Origin of the sequence: Psychrobacter sp. LV10R520-6 (assembly GCF_900182925.1) — a bacterium.
In the GTDB taxonomy this organism is placed as follows: Bacteria; Pseudomonadota; Gammaproteobacteria; order Pseudomonadales; family Moraxellaceae; genus Psychrobacter.
This window is the reverse complement of record NZ_LT900024.1, coordinates 1,853,338-1,875,461: the sequence shown is the minus strand read 5'-3', so window position 1 is coordinate 1,875,461 and position 22,124 is coordinate 1,853,338. Positions and strand designations below refer to the sequence as shown.

At 42.2% G+C, this 22,124-nt stretch carries 22 protein-coding genes and 1 pseudogene; 16 read left to right on the top strand and 7 right to left on the bottom strand.

The window, feature by feature from the left end; genetic code table 11:
* The first annotated feature begins 26 nt into the window (after positions 1-26).
* From narH to modB, 13 genes are all read left to right on the top strand, one after another.
* Complete coding sequence (narH, locus tag U1P77_RS07815) at positions 27-1,565, top strand: nitrate reductase subunit beta (protein WP_321154477.1); 1,539 nt, start codon at positions 27-29, stop codon at positions 1,563-1,565.
* Position 1,566: 1 nt separating this feature from the next.
* Positions 1,567-2,421 (top strand): nitrate reductase molybdenum cofactor assembly chaperone, encoded by an 855-nt coding sequence (gene narJ / locus U1P77_RS07810; RefSeq protein ID WP_321154476.1) that lies wholly within the window; start codon positions 1,567-1,569, stop codon positions 2,419-2,421.
* A 14-nt stretch (positions 2,422-2,435) separates the two neighbouring features.
* Complete coding sequence (gene narI / locus U1P77_RS07805) at positions 2,436-3,161, top strand: respiratory nitrate reductase subunit gamma (protein WP_321154475.1); 726 nt, start codon at positions 2,436-2,438, stop codon at positions 3,159-3,161.
* A 124-nt stretch (positions 3,162-3,285) separates the two neighbouring features.
* Positions 3,286-4,317 carry a peptidylprolyl isomerase gene (locus U1P77_RS07800; RefSeq protein WP_321154474.1) on the top strand — a complete coding sequence of 344 codons (1,032 nt, stop codon included), beginning with the start codon at positions 3,286-3,288 and terminating at the stop codon, positions 4,315-4,317.
* A gap of 503 nt (positions 4,318-4,820) precedes the next feature.
* On the top strand, positions 4,821-6,116 hold the full coding sequence (gene glp / locus U1P77_RS07795) for a molybdopterin molybdotransferase MoeA (RefSeq protein ID WP_321154473.1): 1,296 nt from the start codon (positions 4,821-4,823) through the stop codon (positions 6,114-6,116).
* A 305-nt stretch (positions 6,117-6,421) separates the two neighbouring features.
* On the top strand, positions 6,422-7,426 hold the full coding sequence (gene moaA / locus U1P77_RS07790; RefSeq protein ID WP_414479078.1) for a GTP 3',8-cyclase MoaA: 1,005 nt from the start codon (positions 6,422-6,424) through the stop codon (positions 7,424-7,426).
* Positions 7,427-7,483: 57 nt separating this feature from the next.
* Positions 7,484-8,014, top strand: coding sequence for a molybdenum cofactor biosynthesis protein B (gene moaB, locus U1P77_RS07785; protein WP_321154471.1), 531 nt, complete (start codon positions 7,484-7,486; stop codon positions 8,012-8,014).
* Entirely contained in the window at positions 8,007-8,825 is an 819-nt protein-coding gene (locus tag U1P77_RS07780; protein ID WP_321154470.1) for a molybdenum cofactor guanylyltransferase, read from the top strand. Before moaB ends, U1P77_RS07780 begins: the two co-directional genes overlap by 8 nt.
* 38 nt (positions 8,826-8,863) lie before the next feature.
* Positions 8,864-9,397 (top strand): cyclic pyranopterin monophosphate synthase MoaC, encoded by a 534-nt coding sequence (moaC, locus tag U1P77_RS07775; RefSeq protein WP_321156658.1) that lies wholly within the window; start codon positions 8,864-8,866, stop codon positions 9,395-9,397.
* A gap of 62 nt (positions 9,398-9,459) precedes the next feature.
* Entirely contained in the window at positions 9,460-9,723 is a 264-nt protein-coding gene (locus U1P77_RS07770; RefSeq protein ID WP_321154469.1) for a MoaD/ThiS family protein, read from the top strand.
* 201 nt (positions 9,724-9,924) lie between these two features.
* Positions 9,925-10,389 (top strand): molybdopterin synthase catalytic subunit, encoded by a 465-nt coding sequence (locus U1P77_RS07765; protein WP_321156657.1) that lies wholly within the window; start codon positions 9,925-9,927, stop codon positions 10,387-10,389.
* 141 nt (positions 10,390-10,530) lie between these two features.
* Positions 10,531-11,439 (top strand): molybdate ABC transporter substrate-binding protein, encoded by a 909-nt coding sequence (gene modA, locus U1P77_RS07760; RefSeq protein WP_321154468.1) that lies wholly within the window; start codon positions 10,531-10,533, stop codon positions 11,437-11,439.
* Positions 11,440-11,610: 171 nt separating this feature from the next.
* Positions 11,611-12,312 (top strand): molybdate ABC transporter permease subunit, encoded by a 702-nt coding sequence (gene modB, locus U1P77_RS07755; protein ID WP_321154467.1) that lies wholly within the window; start codon positions 11,611-11,613, stop codon positions 12,310-12,312.
* Positions 12,313-12,492: 180 nt separating this feature from the next.
* Here modB and U1P77_RS07750 read toward each other — a convergent pair whose 3' ends face one another.
* Positions 12,493-12,969 (bottom strand): hemerythrin domain-containing protein, encoded by a 477-nt coding sequence (locus tag U1P77_RS07750; RefSeq protein ID WP_321154466.1) that lies wholly within the window; start codon positions 12,967-12,969, stop codon positions 12,493-12,495.
* Between the two features lie 47 nt (positions 12,970-13,016).
* Here U1P77_RS07750 and U1P77_RS07745 point away from each other — a divergent pair, with 47 nt between their 5' ends.
* On the top strand, positions 13,017-13,457 hold the full coding sequence (locus U1P77_RS07745) for a CopD family protein (protein ID WP_321154465.1): 441 nt from the start codon (positions 13,017-13,019) through the stop codon (positions 13,455-13,457).
* Between the two features lie 152 nt (positions 13,458-13,609).
* Positions 13,610-14,026: a PACE efflux transporter gene (locus tag U1P77_RS07740; RefSeq protein ID WP_321154464.1), complete on the top strand. Its 417-nt coding sequence runs from the start codon at positions 13,610-13,612 to the stop codon at positions 14,024-14,026.
* A gap of 129 nt (positions 14,027-14,155) precedes the next feature.
* Here the strand turns inward: U1P77_RS07740 and U1P77_RS07735 are convergent, their stop codons facing one another.
* Complete coding sequence (locus U1P77_RS07735; protein WP_321154463.1) at positions 14,156-14,809, bottom strand: DsbA family oxidoreductase; 654 nt, start codon at positions 14,807-14,809, stop codon at positions 14,156-14,158.
* A 305-nt stretch (positions 14,810-15,114) separates the two neighbouring features.
* On the opposite strand from U1P77_RS07735, the pseudogene U1P77_RS07730 reads away from it, so the two are divergent.
* A pseudogene (locus U1P77_RS07730) lies at positions 15,115-15,853 on the top strand (RNA-guided endonuclease InsQ/TnpB family protein); the annotation flags it as partial.
* A 342-nt stretch (positions 15,854-16,195) separates the two neighbouring features.
* Here U1P77_RS07730 and U1P77_RS07725 read toward each other — a convergent pair.
* The 5 genes from U1P77_RS07725 to U1P77_RS07705 form a co-directional block, all read right to left on the bottom strand.
* On the bottom strand, positions 16,196-16,942 hold the full coding sequence (locus U1P77_RS07725) for an HAD family hydrolase (protein WP_321154462.1): 747 nt from the start codon (positions 16,940-16,942) through the stop codon (positions 16,196-16,198).
* Complete coding sequence (locus tag U1P77_RS07720; RefSeq protein ID WP_321154461.1) at positions 16,939-18,084, bottom strand: TIGR03364 family FAD-dependent oxidoreductase; 1,146 nt, start codon at positions 18,082-18,084, stop codon at positions 16,939-16,941. The genes U1P77_RS07725 and U1P77_RS07720 overlap by 4 nt, the downstream gene beginning before the upstream one ends.
* A 119-nt stretch (positions 18,085-18,203) precedes the next feature.
* Entirely contained in the window at positions 18,204-19,208 is a 1,005-nt protein-coding gene (locus U1P77_RS07715) for an ABC transporter substrate-binding protein (protein WP_321154460.1), read from the bottom strand.
* A gap of 138 nt (positions 19,209-19,346) precedes the next feature.
* Positions 19,347-21,029 carry an ABC transporter permease family protein gene (locus tag U1P77_RS07710; RefSeq protein ID WP_321154459.1) on the bottom strand — a complete coding sequence of 561 codons (1,683 nt, stop codon included), beginning with the start codon at positions 21,027-21,029 and terminating at the stop codon, positions 19,347-19,349.
* A 73-nt stretch (positions 21,030-21,102) separates the two neighbouring features.
* Positions 21,103-22,008, bottom strand: a complete 906-nt coding sequence (locus tag U1P77_RS07705; RefSeq protein WP_321154458.1) for an ABC transporter ATP-binding protein — start codon at positions 22,006-22,008, stop codon at positions 21,103-21,105.
* Positions 22,009-22,124 lie beyond the last annotated feature (116 nt).

The window sequence follows — 22,124 nt, the reverse complement described above, 5'->3', positions numbered from 1 at the left end:
TTTCTATCCATACTCGGAGCACACCCATGAAAATTCGTTCGCAAGTCGGCATGGTGCTTAACCTTGATAAATGCATCGGTTGTCACACCTGTTCAGTCACCTGTAAAAACGTTTGGACCAGCCGTGAAGGCATGGAATATGCGTGGTTTAATAACGTTGAGTCCAAGCCCGGTATTGGTTATCCCAAAGAGTGGGAAAACCAAAACAAATGGAATGGCGGTTGGATACGCAACGCTAACGGCACTATCAACCCACGCATTGGTGGTAAGTTCAGAGTGTTGGCTAATATTTTTGCCAACCCTGATTTACCAGAGATTGATGATTATTATGAACCGTTTGATTTTGATTATCAGCATCTTCATACCGCGCCTATCAGTAACCACCAGCCTATTGCTCGCCCGCGCTCATTGATTTCTGGCAAGCGCATGCAAAAGATAGAATGGGGCCCTAACTGGGAAGAAATTCTAGGCACAGAGTTTGAAAAAAGACGCAAAGACAAAAACTTCGATAATATCCAAGCGGATATTTACGGAGAGTACGAGAATACATTCATGATGTATCTACCGCGTCTTTGTGAGCATTGCTTGAACCCTACCTGTGTGGCGGCGTGCCCTAGTGGTGCTATCTACAAGCGTGAAGAAGACGGTATTGTACTGATTGATCAAGACAAATGTCGCGGCTGGCGGATGTGTATCTCCGGCTGCCCGTATAAAAAGATTTACTATAACTGGAAGTCAGGAAAATCTGAAAAATGTACCTTCTGCTATCCGCGTATTGAAGCCGGTTTACCGACAGTCTGTTCAGAAACCTGTGTAGGCCGTATCCGCTATCTAGGTGTGCTGTTATATGACGCTGACAAAATCGCCGAGGCAGCCAGTACGCCAAACGAAAAAGATATCTACCCGGCGCAATTGGATTTATTTTTAGATCCTAATGATCCGCTAGTGATTGAACAAGCATTAAAAGATGGCGTACCGCAATCAGTTATCGATTCTGCGCAGCGCTCACCGGTATATAAGCTTGCCGTGGATTGGAAGCTTGCTTTACCGCTACATCCTGAGTATCGCACCTTACCGATGGTTTGGTATGTGCCGCCACTTTCTCCCATTCAAAATGCGGCTGAAGCCGGCAAGGTAGGCATGGATGGACTTATTCCAGATGTGGACAGCTTACGTATACCGCTGCGTTATTTAGCCAATCTACTGACCGCCGGTGATGAAGAGCCCGTTCGTCTTGCTCTAAAACGTCTGCTTGCTATGCGTAGCTACAAACGCATGCAGCTGGTCGAAAAGCAAGAAGTTCAAAGCATATTGGACGATGTGGGTCTGACCAAACTTCAGGTTGAAGAGATGTATCGTTATCTGGCGATTGCCAACTATGAAGACCGCTTTGTCATCCCAACCGCACATCGCGAAGAAGCGTTGAGTGATGCTTTTGCTGAGCGTGGTGGCTGTGGCTTCACCTTTGGTGACGGCTGTTCAGGGTCTACTGATAATAGTATGTTCGGCCAACGTAAAACCAACCGTCGCGACTTTATTGATACTGTCCAAAAGTGGGAATCATAATATGCAAACCTCTCAGTCTTATAATCCAGATCCAACCAGTCATTTGGACCCGCTACCTAAAATTGGCGATTCAGAATTAAAGTTATTAAAAGTGTTGAGCTTACTTATAGATTATCCGAGTAACGAGCTCTTTGAAGACGATGTTTTTGCTCAGTGTAAGCAGATCGTGACGACATCAACATTGATTAGTCCACAAGTGCGTGGCCAAATAGTTGACTTAATTGACGACTTAATTGAGACCGGAGCTCTTGAGGCGCAATCTCGTTATGATGGTCTGTTTGAGCGTGGTCGTTCATTGTCGCTATGGTTGTTTGAACATGTCCATGGCGAGTCTCGTGACCGTGGTCAAGCTATGGTCGATCTGATGGGTCAGTATGAAGAAGCGGGTTTTGAGATTGGTGTTAAAGAGTTACCAGACTTTCTGCCTTTATATCTAGAATTCTTGGCCTATCAAGCCACTGTTATTGAAGATGATATTCAGATTCGTATGGATATTGCCGATGTGAGTCATATTATTGCGTTACTGGCCGCCCGACTCGGTGACCGAAAAAGCTTATATCAAGGTTGTTTCAATGCGCTATTACAGATTGCCGGAAAAACCCTTGAGATGGTTGACGACTTTCAGGAAAAAATCAGTAAAGAGACGCGAGATGATAGCTTTGAAGCGTTAGATAAAGAGTGGGAAGAAGAAGTAGTCGACTTCTTGGGTGCCCAGCAAGAAGAGCGCTGTCCTTCAGAGACCAGTACTCAGAATCTAGCTGCAAAAGCTGGCGTTAGACCTGTCAAAACAAAAAATGCTGTTGATGCCCCTGTGCACTGGGTGGACTTTAAACAAAACCCCTCGGTCAAACAATAACAAGGAGAGAAGATATGAATATTGCAGATCCTGGTATACAGACTTTAGCCAATCTAAATTGGCTGCAAATATTCACTTTCGGTATTTATCCCTACATTGCATTGACCGTCGCTATCGTTGGTACCTGGGTACGTTTTGACTTGTCTCAGTACTCGTGGAAGACCGGATCTACGCAGATGCTAAGAAGCAAGAATATGCGCTGGGCCAGTAATCTATTCCATGTGGGTATTATCGTCGTGCTACTGGGACATTTATTCGGCATGTTAACCCCGCACTTTCTTTATGAATCCTTTATCAGTGCGGGACGCAAACAAGTGGTAGCGGTAGTCGTTGGCGGTATCGCGGGGGTCTTTTGCTGGATTGGTTTGGTCATGCTCATGTGGCGACGTTTCACTGATGATCGTATCTCCAATACCTCATCGTTCTCAGACAAGCTCATACTGGTACTGTTATTTATTCAGCTTAACTTGGGTTTAGCGTCTATCTTTACTTCTGTGCAGCATTTAGATGGGTTGACTATGTTGAACTATGCAGGTTGGGCACAAGACATTACACTCTTGAGACCTATACAAGCAGCAGCACGTATCGAGCAGGCTGATCTAATATATCAGCTGCATATGGCACTAGGTATTACCCTTATTATGATTTTTCCGTTTACTCGACTCATCCATATTGTCAGTGCACCTGTTTGGTATCTTGGCCGCCGCTATCAGATTGTCAGGCAAAAGAGCTCTCAATAAGAGGTCTTTTGCAACATTTAGCCCGACTTAAATTAATGATCTCAATGCTGTATTTAAATACCATCTTTTTAAACACAGCATTTTCTAAATGTCTATTACACGAATTCTTAGCGGAGCACTAACTATGACAGTCAGTACCTATAACCCCGCCGACCACGTTAATTGTGATAATCATGCCCCTAATTCTTCTACTGTAGCAGATGAGAGGGTAATAGAAACTGCGACAACAAAAAACAAGGATGATATCGTTCATTTTATGCCAACCTTAACGGATCTAAAAAAGCCGCATTCTGATCAAGAGTTCATCGAAAAAGCAATGGCAGAAGAGCGAAGCAACCATAAGAACCTAATCGCCTCTAGCCGTGATGAGCTGCCCTCTGTACTGGTCAACGGCGTGATGATCGATAGGACCGCTATCGCTCAAGAGCTACAATATCATCCCGCAGAAACTAAAGAGGACGCAGTATTCTTAGCGACTCAGGCGTTGGTGGTTCGTGAATTGTTAAGGCTTGCCGTTTTAAGTGACAGCGATTTAGGCGAATCGGTATGGGAAGAGGATGAAGAAAAAGCCATCTCTAGCTTGATCGATAAAAACGTAAAAGCGACCACACCGAACAGTGCAACCTGCGAGCGTTATTATGATCAGAATATAAATGACTTTAAGACTGATCCTATTATGACTGCTCGCCATATATTATTGGCTTGCTTGCCTGAAGATGGTGACGAAAGACTGAAACTCAAAAAGACCGCTTACGACATGATTGAGCAAATTAAGGCCGATAGCAATCCTACTGCGGCATTTATTGAGTTAGCGCGTCAGCACTCTGCTTGTCCCTCAAAAGAAGAAGGGGGCGGTCTGGGTGTCATCAGTAAAGGACAAACCGTACCAGAGTTTGAAAGCGTGTTATTTAAGTTAGAGACTGGTATAGCCCCTAGTCCTATCGAAAGCAGATATGGCTTTCACGTTGTTGAGGTGCTAAATAAACAGCCCGGAATACAAATGAGTTATGAGCAAGTAGGCGCTGCGATAGCCAATAAGCTGAGTCAACAAGCCTTTCATCAGTCGCTTTGTGATTACTTATTTACCTTAGCTGATGAAGCACAGATAGAAGGGATCGAGATGGTGCTGGCACAAGAAAATATATATCGCGGCTAGTAAAGGTATATGATGTTAGGGCGTGTTGAACATTCGACCATAGCACTGACAGCGACTATTTTTTAGGCGATTCAGAGTCAAAAGTATCTAGTTTAGTCATTCTAAGCGGATAGTTTTGGCAAAGTAACGGCAAAAAAGAGTCCTGTCCAACTGCGAGCATAGCTCTTGTCTTGCGGACGGGCAAAGCAGTGCTTTGCTTACTCCGTCCTCAGGGCTGATGCTAAAACTGCCCCCCCAGCTATTCATGAGCAGTGTGTAGCAAATCTAGCTAAGGCATCTGCATTATCGTCAATTTGCCTCTTGTCTGGAACAGTTTTAGCTATCAGCAGTGCTTATTTGTGAATGTTCAACACACCCTAGCAAGTAGACGCTGTTGCCAACTAAATGAGCAGCCGTCTATTTTTTCGTTGACTGAATGCCAGTCATTGATTAACTTAGCACTAATAAACTTATCACTGGTAAATAAACTGAACATTTATCATTAATAAAACGAGTGTACGCTTATGATTACTACAGAGCAGTTGCGGTCTGCAATTACAAAACGTGTAGACAGCTACAATCAAATCGATTCGCCCTTGCAAAAAAGAGCGACGCAAACTTGCGCGCTATTAGACAGCCGTAACCACATACTGGCTGAATATATTATTTCGCCCTTTGCGGTGCCAAGACAGAATATATCGGCGATGGATGGTTACGCTATTGCTAAGGGTAGCACACTCTCAAAAGGCAGCATTATTGAGATTATTGGTGAGTCGCAAGCAGGAAGTCCTTACACGAGCGCTGTTAAAAAAGGCCAAGGTATCCGTATATTTACCGGTGCTGTGGTGCCGGACAGTTGTGATACGGTTATTATGCAAGAAAACACCAATTTTGCTTATATAAAAGACAATATCGATAAAACGCAGCCTTATGAGATTATTTTAGCAAAGGCGGCAGATGTAGATGCCAATATCCGTAAGCAAGGCGAAGAGATACAACACAACGAGCTGGTCTTACAACAAGGCAAACGCATAAACCCTGCTGATATTAGCTTGCTTGCCAATCTAGGTATTGATAAAGTAAAAGTATTTAAGCCGCTTACGGTAGGCCTTGTAGCGACCGGTGATGAACTGGTGGCGCTTGGTGGTAAATTAAAAAGTTTGGCGCAAATATATAACTCTAATACACCCACTATGAAGAGCTTGTTAGAGTCGTTACCGATCGTTATTAATGACTATGGCATCATACCTGACGACCTAAATAAGACCACCAAAGCCGTTACTAAAGCCATGAAAGAGTGTGATGTGCTGATTTCTACTGCTGGGGTCTCTGTCGGAGATTATGATTTCCTGACTACAGTGATTGAAGATTTAGGGCAAATAAACCACTATAAAGTAGCGATGAAACCTGGCAAACCTTTTGTTTTTGGTGAATTGAATAAAGGTATCGACAAGCCTGTATTGTTCTTTGGCTTACCAGGCAATCCTTTATCAACGGTAGTAGGGGCTTTGCAATTTGTGATTCCAGCATTATGGCAGATGTCAGGGGTTTCAGTATCAGAGCAGCCCATGCAACTGACCGTAAAAGCCACGCTCATAAATGACATAAAAAAATCAGTCGGTCGTACTGATTTTCAACGCGGCGTATTGTCACAGGACACACATGGTAGCTATCAAGTTGAGTGTTCCTCTAAACAAGACTCTCATAGAATAAAGCAGCTGAGCCACGCCAACTGCTTTATCGTTTTAGACCAAGATAGTGGTAACGTGACATCAGGTGATATCGTAAACGTCCAACCCTTTCCTTGGCTGCATACGTAGTAAAACTATCTAATAGTTAATTTAACCCTATTAATTTAACCCTAAGCGCCTTAATATGTACTACTAAAGTGGTAGATATTAGGGCTCCTAGGGTTAATTGCTATCTGACCTCAATCTGTCATAATAAATAGACAATAGACCTTTATCAACTCATAACCTGAGGCAACGCTTACAGACCACAATATTGGCGGTAACGACATATGACTAATCACAGCCCCACAATAGGGAATGCTCAATTGTATTCACCTGTCTCAACACCTGCTAGCCTTGATATTGGTGATCACACAGCAACGTCGGTAGTAACTATGCCTAATGATTCCTCTATCAGCCTCTATCAGCCCTTAACAGATAATTTTGCACGCCAATTAACTTACCTGCGTTTATCCATCACTGATTTTTGTAACTTCCGTTGTGAATACTGTTTGCCTAATGGCTATCAGGGCAAGCGTCCTGATAATGAATTGAGTGTGTCTGAGATTGCTACGTTGATTCGTGGCTTTGCCCAAGTAGGGACACGAAAGGTGCGGATCACAGGCGGTGAGCCTTCTATTCGCCGTGATGTCGTGGACATTATCCAGACTATAAAGCAAACGCCTGGCATTGAAACCGTAGCGATGACCAGTAATGGTTACAAGCTCGGCAAGCATTTGGCCAATTGGCAAGCTGCTGGACTGAATCAGATTAATATCAGTATGGATAGCTTCGATCCCGATACCTTTCATAAGATGACCGGCTTTAATATGTTGCCGCAGTTAATGGCGGATATGGATCAGCTGTTAGAAACCACGGATATTAAGCTGAAAATAAACAGTGTCTTGATGGCAGAAACCGCTTTTCAAAATCTGATAACGGCGATGGACTATGTGAAAAATCGTCCGGTGACTTACCGCTTTATCGAGTTTATGCAGACCAGTGACAACAGCGATTTGTTTTTTGCTCAGCATGCCCATGCCGGCACCATTACTGATTATCTATTGGAGCATGGCTGGCAGACCAACGATCGTGGTAGCGCTGATGGCCCAGCAATCGAATACAGTCATCCAGAATATCTTGGACGTATTGGTATGATTGCCCCGTATGCGGCGCACTTTTGTGACAACTGTAACCGTCTGCGGGTCAGTAGCCTAGGCAAGGTACATCTGTGCTTATTTGACGAAGGTAACTATGACATTCGTGAGCACCTACGTCAGAATGATGTGGAAGGTCTGATGGCCACGCTACAAAGCTTTATGCCTATTAAGCCTGAGCATCATCACTTGCATGACTCTAATAGTGGCATGATGAACAATTTATCAATGATTGGTGGTTAGCCTCTTTTATAACCAATCCTAAACCTTTTATATATTTGCTTTCGTTAAGGAAAATTTATGTCCAAGCCCGCTGCAGAATTTATCCCGCTTAATATTGCTGTCTTAACTGTTTCTGACTCTCGCACCTTAGCACAAGACACTTCAGGTCAATATCTGGTCGATCAACTAACGGCAGCGGGGCATCAGTTAGCAGATCGCCAGCTTATTACTGATGATATTTATCGTATTCGAGCTGTTATCAGTGGCTGGATTGCAGATCCCAATGTCCATGCGATTATCACCACCGGCGGTACTGGTTTTTATATTAGAGACAGCATGCCAGAAGCGGTTAATGTGTTATTTGATAAGTCTATTGATGGTTTCGGCGAGATGTTTCGCTTGATTTCAAAAGACGATATTGGCATGTCTACCGTACAGTCGCGGGCGGTTGCAGGAATGGCAAACGGCACCGGTATTTTCTGCTTGCCTGGATCATCAGGGGCTTGCCGTACTGGTTGGGAAGGCATATTAAAAGATCAGTTCGATAGCCGCACCCGTCCTTGCAATTTTGTACCCCATTTTATGCGTACCAATCCTAGCCATGACTGATGGTTTGGATAGCTTACAGGGTTTGAATAGCTTAGATAGCTTGACTGGCTTAGCCGGTGTCGTGATTTTGGCGGGAGGGGCGTCCAGGCGTATGGGTACTCCCAAAGCCAAGCTGACGCTGCCTACTAACGAGAGCCTACTGGATTATCATGTGCGATACGCTATTGGTTTAAAAGTGCCTATCATCATTGCAGATAATGAGCGCGGTTTTACCGTAACGCCAGAATTGCTTTTAAATAGTTCAGAGTCGTCTATTTCTTATGTTGCTGATTATGGCTCTACAACGACGATTGGCGATGATAGCGATACAGTTACAGGTGGGGCATTAGTCGCGATTGAGTCAGCGCTCCAGTCATTAAAAAAACAGCTATTAGTAAAGCAATCATTAGTAAAACAGCCGTTAGCAAACACAACTGACGCAGGCACGCTAAAGAATGAGCAATCATCATGGTTGATGGTCATTAGTTGTGATAGCTTAATTCCAGCCTCTGATTTATGGCAAAAGCTACAACCGTATACTAGAGCATTAACCGATAACGATATAAAAAAAGCTCAGCAGACTGGTCAAATGCCAGATAAAAAAGTAATTTGTTTAACAGATGAGACGCATCTATATCCGCTGTTAGGGCTTTATGATTTGAGTATTGAGCCTGATTTAAAGACTTATATTGATAGTGGAGAACGGCAAGTTATGGCGTTTATTAAACCTATGACTCAGGCTATTCCAATTGTAAAAGAATGGCAGCCACTAACCAACTTTAATACCCCTGAAGACTTTAAACGCGCCTGTGTCGCTTTATATGATTTATAAAATAACGAGACTGTTAATAGAGTAACGAGACTATGCCGATGAATGCCAACAACAATATTGAACAGAACACGCAAACTGATTCAACCGCATCTGGTTTATCCCATCTAGACAGTGATGGCGATATTAACATGGTCGATGTGAGTGGCAAAACAGTAACTACTAGGGAGGCCCACGCCACAGGGCAAGTACGTTTTCCAGAAGGTATCTATACGCAAATCAAAGCTGCCGATGGCATGACCAAGAAGGGTAGTATTACTCAAACCGCGCATATTGCCGGTATTATGGCGGCCAAGCGTACTCATGAGCTTATTCCGCTTTGCCATCCGCTACCTTTAGATAAAATTGGTTTAACCTTTGATTATGATGATAGCATTCATGCGATTACAGTAACGGCAACGGTGAAAGTGACTCATAAAACAGGCGTAGAAATGGAAGCCTTAACCGCGGTTAGTATTGCCTGTTTAACCCTATATGATATGACCAAAGCATTGTCGCATGACATTGTTATTGATGATATTCGCCTTATTACTAAAACGGGTGGCAAATCGGATTATAACGGTCCTTCGATTTAATCCTTAGTTCGATTCAATATTTAGATATTTAGTTAGACAGTCAGCCAATCAGGGAGACCTCTATGAGCACTACAGATGCCACTATGGCTATTAATATTTTATACTTTGCTGGTTTGGCTGATGAAGCCAAGTGTCATGAGGAAAAGGTCACCGTTCAGCAGTCACTGTCACTCACTGGTTTGTATGAACACTTAAGTCAAAAGCATCGTTTCAGCCGACCTCAGTCCCAATTGCGGGTCGCGGTAAATGATTATTTCGTTAAATGGAATGAAGCCATTTATGATGGCGATAATGTAGTCTTTATCCTACCGGTAGCCGGTGGCTGATAGCGCGTTTAATGCGTGAATGGATAGAATGAATACGACAATCAGAGACTGTATAAATAAAGAGCATATAAATAAAGAACGTATAAATAGAGACTATATAAGTAGAGATTAGAAATGAAAGATAGCGTGAATAATAATACAGATGCTGACGTAGAGAACCATAAAGTAGAGAACGATAAAAAAGAGGTGCATAGCCAATCAATGCACATAAGCCGTAGCGTCGATGAGGCCTATATGGTCGCTGAGCGTGATGGCTTTGCTTTACTAGATATTGCCATTGATGAGAGTAGACTCAGGAATATGCTTGATGATGACAGTTGCGGCGCTTTCGTAAGCTTTGAAGGACGCGTGCGTAATCACAATAATGCCAGTAGCGTCGATCGCTTAAGTTATTACGGCTACGAAGAATTAGCCGTTAATCAAGGCCGGCAAATCATCGAAAAGGCAAAAAATAAATTTGATATCACCCATGCTATTGCTATTCATCGCATCGGGGAATTAGAGATAGGTGATATAGCCGTATGGATTGGAGTGGTTTCTGCGCATCGCTATCCGGCATTTGATGCCTGTCGTTGGATACTGGATACTATTAAGGCTGATATTCCCGTTTGGAAGCAAGAATACTACGAGGATGACTCCTCTAAATGGTTAAGTAACAATGGTTAAGTAGCAATGGTTGAGTGACAGTAGCTAAGTAAAAAATGATCAAGTAATAACGGCTAAATAAGAAGGGTCATAGGACTGTTTTTGCTTAGTCGTTTTAGCAAGATATGCCAAATAAAAATTGGCTTCTACAGATGGTAGGCTATGAAAATTAATACGTTAAGTGGTCGCGGTACTAAAACTTTAATGCAGCATTTTACAACCGTATCTAAAGCCTTATCAATGGTTAGTGCGTTTACTTGTCTAGCGTTAACACTAACGTCTTGTACTAAAGAAAGTACCACGAATACGGCGCAAGCTGGGACTAATGATACGACCGCGCAGACCGAAACGCTACGGATTGCCGCTGCTGCTAATTTATCTGATGTATTGCCTGATATTGTTGAAGCTTATAAAGTAGATAGAAAATTGCCTGCCCAAGACATAGAGGTCACTTTTGCTTCTTCTGGTAAGCTATATGCGCAAATAACGGCAGGCGCCCCTTATGATATATTCTTATCCGCCAACCAAACGTTCCCTGCAAAGTTGGCGGACGAGTTAGCTAATAAAAGCCCTGAAAGTGAAAAGACTTATAAACCATTCACTTATACTCAAGGTCAATTGGCGCTATACAGTGTCACTAAGCCTATGAATGGCTTTAACCAAGCGACATTGGTAGATTTGTTTACGACCAACCCGAATAGTAAAATAACGATAGCCAATCCCGAGCTTGCCCCTTATGGCGAGTCTGCAAAAGCGTATCTACAATCACAAAATATCTATGATTCACTAAATGAGCAAAAACGTATAATACAAGCTGAGAATATTGGCCAAGCCTTTCAGTACGCTCATACTGGGAGTGTCGATTATGGGTTCGTCGCGCAATCACAAGTCACAGCGATTGAGGCCATACCTGAACAATTTTATATTTTACCACCGGATTCTTATCCCCCTATCTTACAAGACGGTATGGTAATCACTGCTAGTGCTACCGCGACAGACTTCACGGATTATCTGCGCTCTCCTGCAGGCCAAGCGTACTTTTCAAAAGCAGGTTATTTAGCTGTTAAATAATTAATGGATAATCTTTCTGTTAGTTCTATAGACTAGGGCGTGTTAGCAATGAGATTTTAAATATCGTTGCTGGCACGCCTTATTATTAACAAGCTTTAGGGTTATTGTAGATTGCATAATGAACGGTATGATGAATAACACGCTAGATAACGGTGAGTAAACAGTGACGCTATGATATCTGAAACCCTTGTATCAGACATGCTCAGCCCAATCTGGGTAAGTATTAAGCTTGCCGGTGTGACAACCTTGTGTTTGTTATTGTTTGCGACACCTTTGGCTTACTGGTTGGCTAAGCCCAGCCGAGGCAACGTCGTCGGGCGTCTTAAGATATTATTAATGGGCGTCATTGCCATGCCACTGGTGTTACCGCCTACGGTGATTGGTTTTTATTTATTACTACTCATGAGTCCAAATTTCGGCATCGGAAAATGGCTTGCCGAGCATAACATCAGCCCATTTATATTTACTTTTGAAGGCTTAGTGATAGGGTCTATTATTTATTCGCTGCCTTTTTATGTGCAGCCTGTCTATGCACAGTTTTTACGCATTCCAAGAAGCGTGATGGAAGTCGCTGAATTATTAGAGCCCAATCGACTGAAACGTTTTATAAGAGTGGCGTTACCGCAAGCTAGGGTTGGTATTGTTCTTGGCAGTCTAATTAGCTTTGCGCATACTATTGGCGAGTTTGGCGTGGTATTAATGATAGGGGGCAGCATCTCAGGTGAAACCAAAGTGGTCTCCATTGCTATCTATGAGCAAGTAGAGGCCCTTAATTATGAGGCTGCCCATACGATGTCCATTATTCTGATTGTAATGGGCATGATAATGGTCGCTTTAATCGCCAGCGTTAATAAGCTAAATCAACGCCCATAAAATAGTTTATGTGAGATATATTTAATCCAATTTAAAAAAACACAGTACTACTGGAATGAATTTTTACAGCCTCTGTCACGCTGGCTAACAGCACGCTAGAGAAACTTATACCAGTAGCACGTTGCTACAAGAGCATTTCTTTTATTTTGAATCGATTATAGTATTCAAGCATCGTGCAATCTAGCGCTGCTCATCTAAATGTTTAATATTATCTGGGCTCGCATTATAAACAGCATTCAGCTCATCCTCTGTCAGATACTTTTCAACGATAGGAAAGAGCTCGCGTTCTTCAAAACGAACATGATCATATAGCAGATTAGCAAGTTGTCTGACTTGGTCTACAGTGACCACATTTTTATTTTCTTGAGAGGCTTTAATTTCTGCCGTTAGTGCGTTCAGCTGCTTATGCTGCTCTTCCAATGTTTCAAGTGCGGACGCCACGTCAGGCTGGGTAGATTGATGAGCAAGTAGGGCATCAACGATTAGATTGTCTTCAATTTGGAAATGGTTGCGCATATCACTCATATAAGAGGACAGCGCTTGCCAATGTTCGGTAATCTCTTGCGGATTGTCAGCGCATTCTTTAGCGTGATGGCCCACATGTAGTCCAAGATGATGCTGGCGAGATAATGGCTGTAATTGATTGGCACGTTTCATACTTAATCTCCTTTTTTATAGAATTCAACGTTACGGAATTCAGTGTTATGCTCAACTATATACTAATCGCGCATTTATTAGGGGCGACTATCTGGACAGGTGGTCATTTAATCTTAGCGCTAGTTATTTTGCCCAAAGTACTGTCATCGCGTGATATCGATGTGCTGCTACAGTTCGAGCAGCATTTTGAAAAGGTCGGTATGCCAGCTTTAGCGGTTCAAATAATAACGGGGCTGTGGATGTCATACAGATTAATCCCGGATATAAGCGCCTGGTTCACATTTGATAATGACCTTAGCATCCTAATCAGTCTTAAGTTATTGCTGTTGCTAGCGACTATTATAGTAGCATTACACGCCCGCTTTCGGGTTATCCCAACCTTATCAGCCAAGACGCTTAACGCGTTTTCGATAAATATTATTTTGGTGACTCTATTGTCAGTAAGCTTCGTCATTGTTGGCACATTATTTCGTACGGGATTTAGCTAATAAACTATTTTTAGACAAATCATAATTTTTTAGTTGCCCAACTGCTTGTTTTTATCAGCAGAAACAGCAGATCTAACTTTGACACGAGAGTTTAAAAGATAAAATTGGTCAATAAATAAATAAATAAATGAATAAATTAATTAGGGAGCTTAATGCGCACCACTAAAGATCGTATTCGCCATACCTTAGGCTTTGAGGTAATAGGTTTGATCATCTTAGCCCCGTTGGCAAGCTTGGTATTCGGCTACGACCTAAGTATGATGGGGGTCATAGCTATCGCCGCCTCCACTATCGCCACGGTATGGAACTATTTTTATAACCTTTTTTTCGATCATGCTATGCTAAAACTGCGTGGAGATGTCCATAAGACAATGTTGATACGAGTGTTTCATGCCCTGTTATTCGAGGGCGGGCTGCTGTTATTATTCATGCCGATGATCGCTTGGTACCTGGGTATCACGATATGGGAAGCCTTTATAATAGATATCGCTATGGCCTGCTTCTATGTGGTATATGCCTTTGTCTATAACTTAGTCTATGACAAAGTGTATCCTATCCCTCAAGCTTAACTACTGAAAACAATTTGCTCAGTACATGAGGTCAGATCTGATACCACTAAATCTGGAAGAGCACTTTATAGAGTGCTCAACTGAAGCCCAACAGATAGGGGAGTTAGAAAACTGATTTAAAAAGGTCGTTTAGTCGGGATTTTCGGCCAGCTGTTCCAGAATTCTGGTAAAGTTTTCTACACCTTGGGCACCGCTGACCAGATGACGACCATTAAAGATAACTGCTGGTACACCTTGAATACCTTGTTCCGCTGAACGCTGTTCTGCCTCGCGAACGTCTTTGGCAAAGCGCTGATCTTCAAGAACCGCTAACGCTTCGGCACGATCTAAGCCGATTTCCGATGCTATATCCGCGAGCACACCGTTATCAGAAATATTCCGATTATTGGTAAAATGGGCGGTGAATAAAGCCTGTTTTAAATCGTGCATGCGATCTTGTTGATCGGCCCAATGTAGCAGTTGGTGCAAATTAAAGGTGTTGTGCATTCTCGTATCATCAGTGAAGTGAAATTCGAACCCAACGTCTGCTCCTGCTTCGGTCATCCTAGTTCGGCTATCATTCGACTCTTGTACGCTGCTGCCATATTTTTCGATGATATGCTCACGTAGATTTTGTCCCTCGGCTGGCATGTTAGGGTTCAGCTCGAACGGGTGCCAATGTATCTCATGCGCGGTATTGGTGTCCTTCAATGCCTTGGCCAGCTGCCGATAGCCGATAATGCACCAAGGGCAAACAACATCCGATACGATGTCTATTTGTAGTGGTTTGTCTGAATTTTTCATAGTATTCCTCATGGGCTGCTGGCTATCATTTGACTTGAGAATTTTTTTCGTAGATTTATCGAAAGTTTCTCTAGGGCGTGTCATCAATTAAGTAATGAGGATAAAAATGAGATAGATTTTCGTCAATCAAAGTAAATTTTGCAGAGAATATGAACATATTGTCTATAAATTTTCCAAGAGTGGCGGAAATATAGCCATTTTTAGCCCATTAGACGTTAATTTTGTTAAATGATGACACGCCCTAGTACAGTTAAGTCTAGGACAGTCAGTAGTCACCCTCCTAGACCTATTGTGTAATCAATCCGCTTTACACCATTAACACCTGTGAATTGGTACAGGATTCTCGCGGTCATTGGTACGCCTGTATTACGGTTAAAGAATTTCCAAAAACAGTTTGTGGTGACGGTAAAATTGGTATTGATTTGGGCTGTAAAGATTCAGCAGTCACCAGTGATGGCGATGTACTGACCACTAAGCTGACCTATAAATACGCTGAAAAATTAGCCATTGCGGGGCGCGCTAAGAATAAAAATAGGGTTAAGGCGATTCATGCCAAAATAAAAAACACTCGCCAAGACCTCATTCATAAATTCACCAATAAACTGGTCAAAGCTAACAGTCTAATCGTTGTTGGAAAAATAAAATCTAAATCATTTACTTCAACAAATCTAGCCAAATCCGTCTATGACGCTGGTTGGTTTGAAATTAAGCGGCATGAGCGAGGATAAAGCAAAGCACTGCTTTGCCCGAGTGCAAGGCGTAGGGCTATGCCCCAGTTGATTACAAATGCGCGAACGCAGGTTGCCACTATATTGAAGTTAATGAAGCGTACACCACCCAAACCTGCTCGTGTTGCGGCTCTCGCCAAGACAGTCCGAAAGGTAGAGCGGGTCTTGGTATAAGAGTGTGGTTCTGTAGTTCTTGTAAAACTACCCATAGCAGAGATGTTAATGGAGCAAAGAACATACTCGCGGTCGGGCTTGACCGTCTTTAGTAGGAATCCCCTTCGCTTTTAGGGAGGGGAGGAAGTCAAATATATGGTAGCTGTAGTAGGTATTATTTAATAAGCTATAAGCATCAATTTCCATAGAGTAATCGCTTGATAAGTTCGATTAATATGCTTCAGCGTATACCTGTTTCTTTACTTTCTCAGATTAATGAATCTGCGACAATATTGGAGTAGCTCCATTTGAGTTTGATTAACCAGCTTATTCAATGTCAGCAAGGAATACAAAAAAGACTAAAAACCCATAAAACAATAAACCTAAAATACAAAAAGGGTTACATCAGCGTGTAACCCTTCATTGTTTATGTTCCGTTCAGAATCTTTTAAAAAATCAGCCGTTATGTAGTGAGTTCAGTAAAGTAAACTAAATCTTGCTACTTTTAAATTAATTCAGCCAAATCCGTCAGTTTGTCTAATACGATATCGGGTGCATATTTCTCAAGTTGCTCTTTGGTTTGAGCTCCTGTTAGCACCCCAATACATAGACTACAGTTGGCATTTTTGCCTTCCTCGATATCGATACCACTATCACCTGCTTTTAACACGTGCTGTGGATTTTCAATGCCACACTTGGCCATTGCAAGGGTAATCATATCTGGTGCAGGACGCGCATTGTTGACATCATCTGCTGTAATTAACGCATCAATTTCATTACCCACTGACCACCCTAAAATCGCCAAAATTTTATTGGCGGTTTTGGTATCATAGCCTGTGTTAAGAACGACTTTTCTACCAGAGTCTTTTAACTTGGCAAAGAAATCCAGCATGCCATCGAAAGTTGCTACGGTGTCTTGATGATAGGCTTTTGACAACGCTTCTTTAAATGTCTGAAAAGCAGAATCAATCCATTCTTCTATAGGGAGATCAGCCGTATTTTTGTTTTTTAGTATTTCACTCAGTATATCGTTAATCGCTTGCCGCTTTTCTTTGCCAGCGCCAAACTCTAGGCACACATCAAGATCCACTTGAGTGTCCGTTTGACCCAATTCTTTTAAGGTGTGATTGATGGCATCACGTACGGTCTTGTAGACTAGGTTGTCTTCATTGACGGTAGTGCCTGCCATGTCAAAGACACATAGCTTTATAGTGTCGAATGGTTCTTTAATACTTTTAATATCTGTGCTCATTGTTTTGACTCCAATACTAAGTTGATTAACTCTTCACCAAAGGCGAATCCCGTCGATGCGCCTGTGCCGCTAGTGATGCTACCGACGACGACGCCTTTTTCTGGAGAGGCTTTAAATACTACGTTTTCTGCACTGGGGTAGACCCCTGACCAATGCTGAATGATGTCTACCTCATCAACATTCATTACTTGATGAAACTCTTTGATAATTAAATCGTTCTGATAAGTGTCTCTAAAAGGCAGTTCTTTATCGCTATAGTCGTGGCTGTCACCAATGATAAGTGATCCGTCATTTGATTGAACCACGATTAAATGCACGCCAGAGTTACGCTCGGCTGATTGGACTTTATCAAGCAGTGTAATGAGCTCCTGCGCTTCTGGTAGCTGTGCAAAGCCATCATAACGAGCAAAACTTAAGTCTGACATGACTGCAGCATTTAATTTAAAGGATGTCTTAGGCATAACGCGCATCATATTGAGGGTGCAGAGTTGAGCATTGGCCTGCGCTAAGGTATCCGGATATAAGCTATTTAAATCAGATCCCGGGCAGACGACACAATGCTCGGCATGCAGCGTACCGCGACTGGTATGGACCGAGGGTAACTCGATAGAATGAACGGCTGTTTTATTATAAAAATCAACACCTTGCGATTGGTTTAACCAGTGGGCTAATTTACCAATAGCAGTATTGGACTCGACTCTAAGCTCATGAGGACTATACAGAACGCCCAAGCTATCTTTGAGATAAGGGGCTTGTTCATTTATCTCTGCTTGGCTCAATAAGTGGCACGATTCGCCCATTTCTGTCTTTAAAAACGCTTCAGCGACGTTCATGGCTTCAGGGCGCTGGATGAGCATATGTAGGCCGGTATGCTCGACCTCGATACCTGCTTTTGGGGCAATATCTGCCCAAATATTGCGTGAATATATGGCCCGTTGCCAATGCTCGCCACTGCGTTGGCCACTGATGGTTACAAAACCAAAGTTGCGAACTGACGCATCTTTATTTTGTGACTCACGCTCTACTAGCGCCACGCTAAGCCCTTTTTTAACCGCCGCATAGGCACTGGCAAGACCGACAATGCCGCCACCGACGACGACCACATCATAATGTTTGTCCGATAGTTCAGTCATTAATTTCATAGCAAATATTCTTCTTGAAAGTTATGTTGTAAGGGTAAGCGTTATTTATAAAGTGCTTAAAAAGGATATATAAATAGGAGTAAATATCTTACTTAAACAGTAATTTCTAATAGCGGGTTTTACTGAACCGTTTGCCCATGAAAGAACGCCCGGTGCTTATCCAGTAATTCAACCGTTAGCGGTTCGTCGTAAGTTTTACTGTTTGTAATTTGGTTCTCAGCTGAGACGGTTTCGCCATCATAGACCACGTTTGGATATATTTTTAGCAGATTGGATCGCGCATTCTTAACGATAATTTCAGCCATTTTCATAGCATTTGGATTGGTTTTAGTGCCTTTATCGATCACCGCAATCGACTCAGTTAACGTGTAGTTGCCTTCACTAGGATCGACATAATCAATGGGTAACCCTTCGGCCTTGCTGGCTATTGCTTGATGACGCAAGCCAAAACCAATCGCCACTTCACCCGCCATGACTTTTTTTATCGGACCGGACCCTGACAACTCTAAGTTTGGCCCCGCATTGGTACGAATACGGTTCATTATTTTTTGACCTTCAGCATCCATCCCGTATTCAGCGGCGATATCCTGAATGAACAACCAACCAGTCGATGAGCCATTGGGATCCACCATGGCAATTTTATTTTTATAAACTGGGTTTCCTAGATCTTTGGCACTGGTAGGTTTAGGTAGATTTTGGGCGGCCATCTCTTTAGTATTTAAGATGATTGCCCCAGTGAAACCTAATATTGGCGCATAGTAATTTGGAACGGCTATTTGTGGTGTTACCTCAAAGGTTAATTCTTTAAACATCGGATGCTTGGCCTGAGCACTTTCTAGATAAAACGAGCTCATAGTAACCAGATCTGCTTCTATACTATTGCTTTCGGCCAATAAACGACCACCCAGCTGGCCGGTTCCAAAGGACTGAAAGACATACTGTCCTTCATATCCTGCTTCATTTAAGACATCCTGGATGACTTGGACAGCTTCTTGGTCGGCATTACTATAAATGACGACTTCTTCCACATTACTGCTATTACTTCCGTCTGAAGAAGCCGAACTGCACCCTGCCAACATAAACCCGCAGGTAAGACCAATCATTAACGTTTTGAATGAAAACATTATTTATCCTATTTATTGTGTTGATGTTTTAATCATTAAAAAGCTGGCTGTTAGAAAGCCAATCATTGAAAAATTAGCTATTAGAAATCTGGCTATTAGAAAGTTACTTATATAATCGGTTGTTATCTATCGCTATTCTTAAGCGGCCGTTGGTGCAATAAATGTCTCATTTGTTGCCTTTTTGGACCCGTAGAGCCGTTTGCTATGGATGTGACGAATGATGGCAAACACTATCAGCGCGCAAATATTGGTCACCAATATCATGAGCGATAAGATAAAAATCTCATCAAAGCGCGCAAAATGCTGTAATTCGACAATTTTGGTCGTTAATACCATGGTTCTCGCACCAGAGATAAAGATGACCGCGCTAATAGTGACCATGGCACTAATGAAGTAGAAAGAAGCGACTTCAATTAAAGTAAAAAATGAATTAGGAATCACAATACGGCGCAATGCTGTAAACCATGAATCGCCCAGTAAACCCGCTGTGGTCTCCCAGCCTAAGTTCATTTTAGACAGCGCATTTTTACTCATGAGATAGGGGGTAGAGAAATAATGAATGATGTTACTTATCACGATAATAAAAATAGTATTGGCTATTGCTGAGCCCGAAAATATCATGAGGTAGGCAATACCCACGACCATTCCTGGCACAGTATTAGTTACCAATGCCGAGCTTTCGATACTGAACTTGCCGATTTTAAATAAGCTGGAGCGCTCGTATAGTAGGGCAGAGAAATAGGTAATTAGGGTGCCGAAGACAGCGGTTAATAGCGCAACGATTAAGGAGTTTTTATAAACTCTCATAAGATTAGTAGACTCTAATACATTGCTCACCGTTTCAGTGCTGAATTCCATCTGGTAGGGCCATGCTTTAATCCAAGGGATGATAAATATGACAGCGAATACTAATAATATTGAGAATAAAATAACGCTCGATAATAGAGCTAAGATGCGGTCTTTTATTTTTGAGGTGGGTATATTAATGTTTTCAACCGAATCGTAGCGGATGTTAAAACGTGATACATACCATAATAGTAAAATACTTAATACTGATGGAATGAGCATGAATAGAGCGATTACTGCCCCTTTTTCAAATGAAGGGGAGGCGCCTAGTATCTGGGTATATAGCTCGGTTGCGATTACCTTGTATTGCCCGCCTATTGAAGCTGGAATACCAAAATCAGTAAACGCTAAAAAGAAGCATTGGATTAATGCTGCGGCAAAGGTGCCAATTAAAGGACGAATCACTGTCATATCAAATTGGCGAAGATGAGAATCGCCCATCAGTTCTGAGACAATGACGAATTTTTTATCTAAATACTGGAAGGTGTTATTGAGTAATAAAAAGGCAATGGGCAAGGTGTAGATGGTATAGCCAAGCCACATACCATAGAAGCCATAGATACTTTCAAAGAGCTGAAAACCGAGAATCTGTGTCAGCAAACCTTGTTTACCAAAAGTATAAATGATTGCAAAACCGTAGGTCACCGTTGGTAATAACATGGGGAATAAAGAAGCCAGCTTAATAACTTGTTTAAAACCTTTGGGTAAATTAGTCCAGTGCACGGTATAAGCCAAAATGAATGCGAGCAGTGTGGCGCTGAGCGCACTGAGCGTCGCTACAAAGAAGCTGTTCAGCATGACTTGCTTAAAGTCATTACTCATGACGATACTGGTGTAGTTTCCCAATCCCAACCCGTCACCGACATTAAAGGATAGTGCCAACATTTTCACTAATGGCACAAACATAAAGGCGATGAATAAAATGGTGACGAATAACCAGATTGCTTTTACTTGTGAGAGATTGCTAAGTTTCATAAATACCCAAGACTATCAAATAATTCACTTTTTTAATTCACTGTATTTTAAGTCAACACGCTTTAAGTCAAGATCACCCTATGGCCACATCTTTTTGTTTTTCCTTATTAGTATCACCGCTATTATTGGGAACACTGCTATCACAGGTATCAGCGTAACCATGGCTGGTAATGGCGTCATCCTGCCCATAAGGTTGGATTTGGGTATACTTACTTATTGGATCAACGTGAGGCGCGGCGTCTTCAAACAGCCCTAAAATATTGCGACGCTTAATGTTGAGCTGATCGAGAATGAAGTTTTTGACAAAATCGTTGGCAGGGTTGCGAATGATCTCAGTGGGTTTGGCGAATTGTGCTACTTTGCCATCCGATAACAGTAAGATACGATCAGATAGGGTCATGGCCTCTTCTGGATCGTGAGTCACAATTAAGGTGGTCAGCTGATAGCGAACGGCAATCTCGCGAATGCGTTCTTTGATGGTCTCTTTAAGGACACCATCTAGGGCAGATAATGGTTCATCTAGTAATAGGATTTTAGGTTTCATTACTAAGGTACGAGCCAATGCTACCCGCTGCTTTTGGCCACCAGACAGCTGGCTGATGCGCTTATATAGGTGGGCTTTAATATCAAGTAAATCAACTAATTCATCGACTTCTTTTTGAGTGCTGATATTAGGATTGTTACGCAGACCGTACTCGATATTTTTTTTGACATTGAGATTTGGAAATAAGGCATAATCCTGAAAAACGATATTAAAGCCTCTTTTCTTCATGGGTACTCGGGTAATATCTTCCCCGTTATAAGCCAGCCGACCCTCATTGATATCAGTTAAACCTAAAATAATATGTAATAAAGTGGTTTTACCACACCCAGAGGGGCCTAATATTGAGACAATCTCACCCTTATTAATTTTGAGTGAAATATCCTCGAATATAACTTTATCATCATATTTTTTGGTAACACCTCTGAGCTCCAACATATCAACCAACCCAATCACTTATAATTGAAAATTTAATTACTTGTCTTGCATGGGTCAGCAGTGTAGCTAGCAATTATTACATTTTGATTAAGGAAAGATGACAATACGATGACATG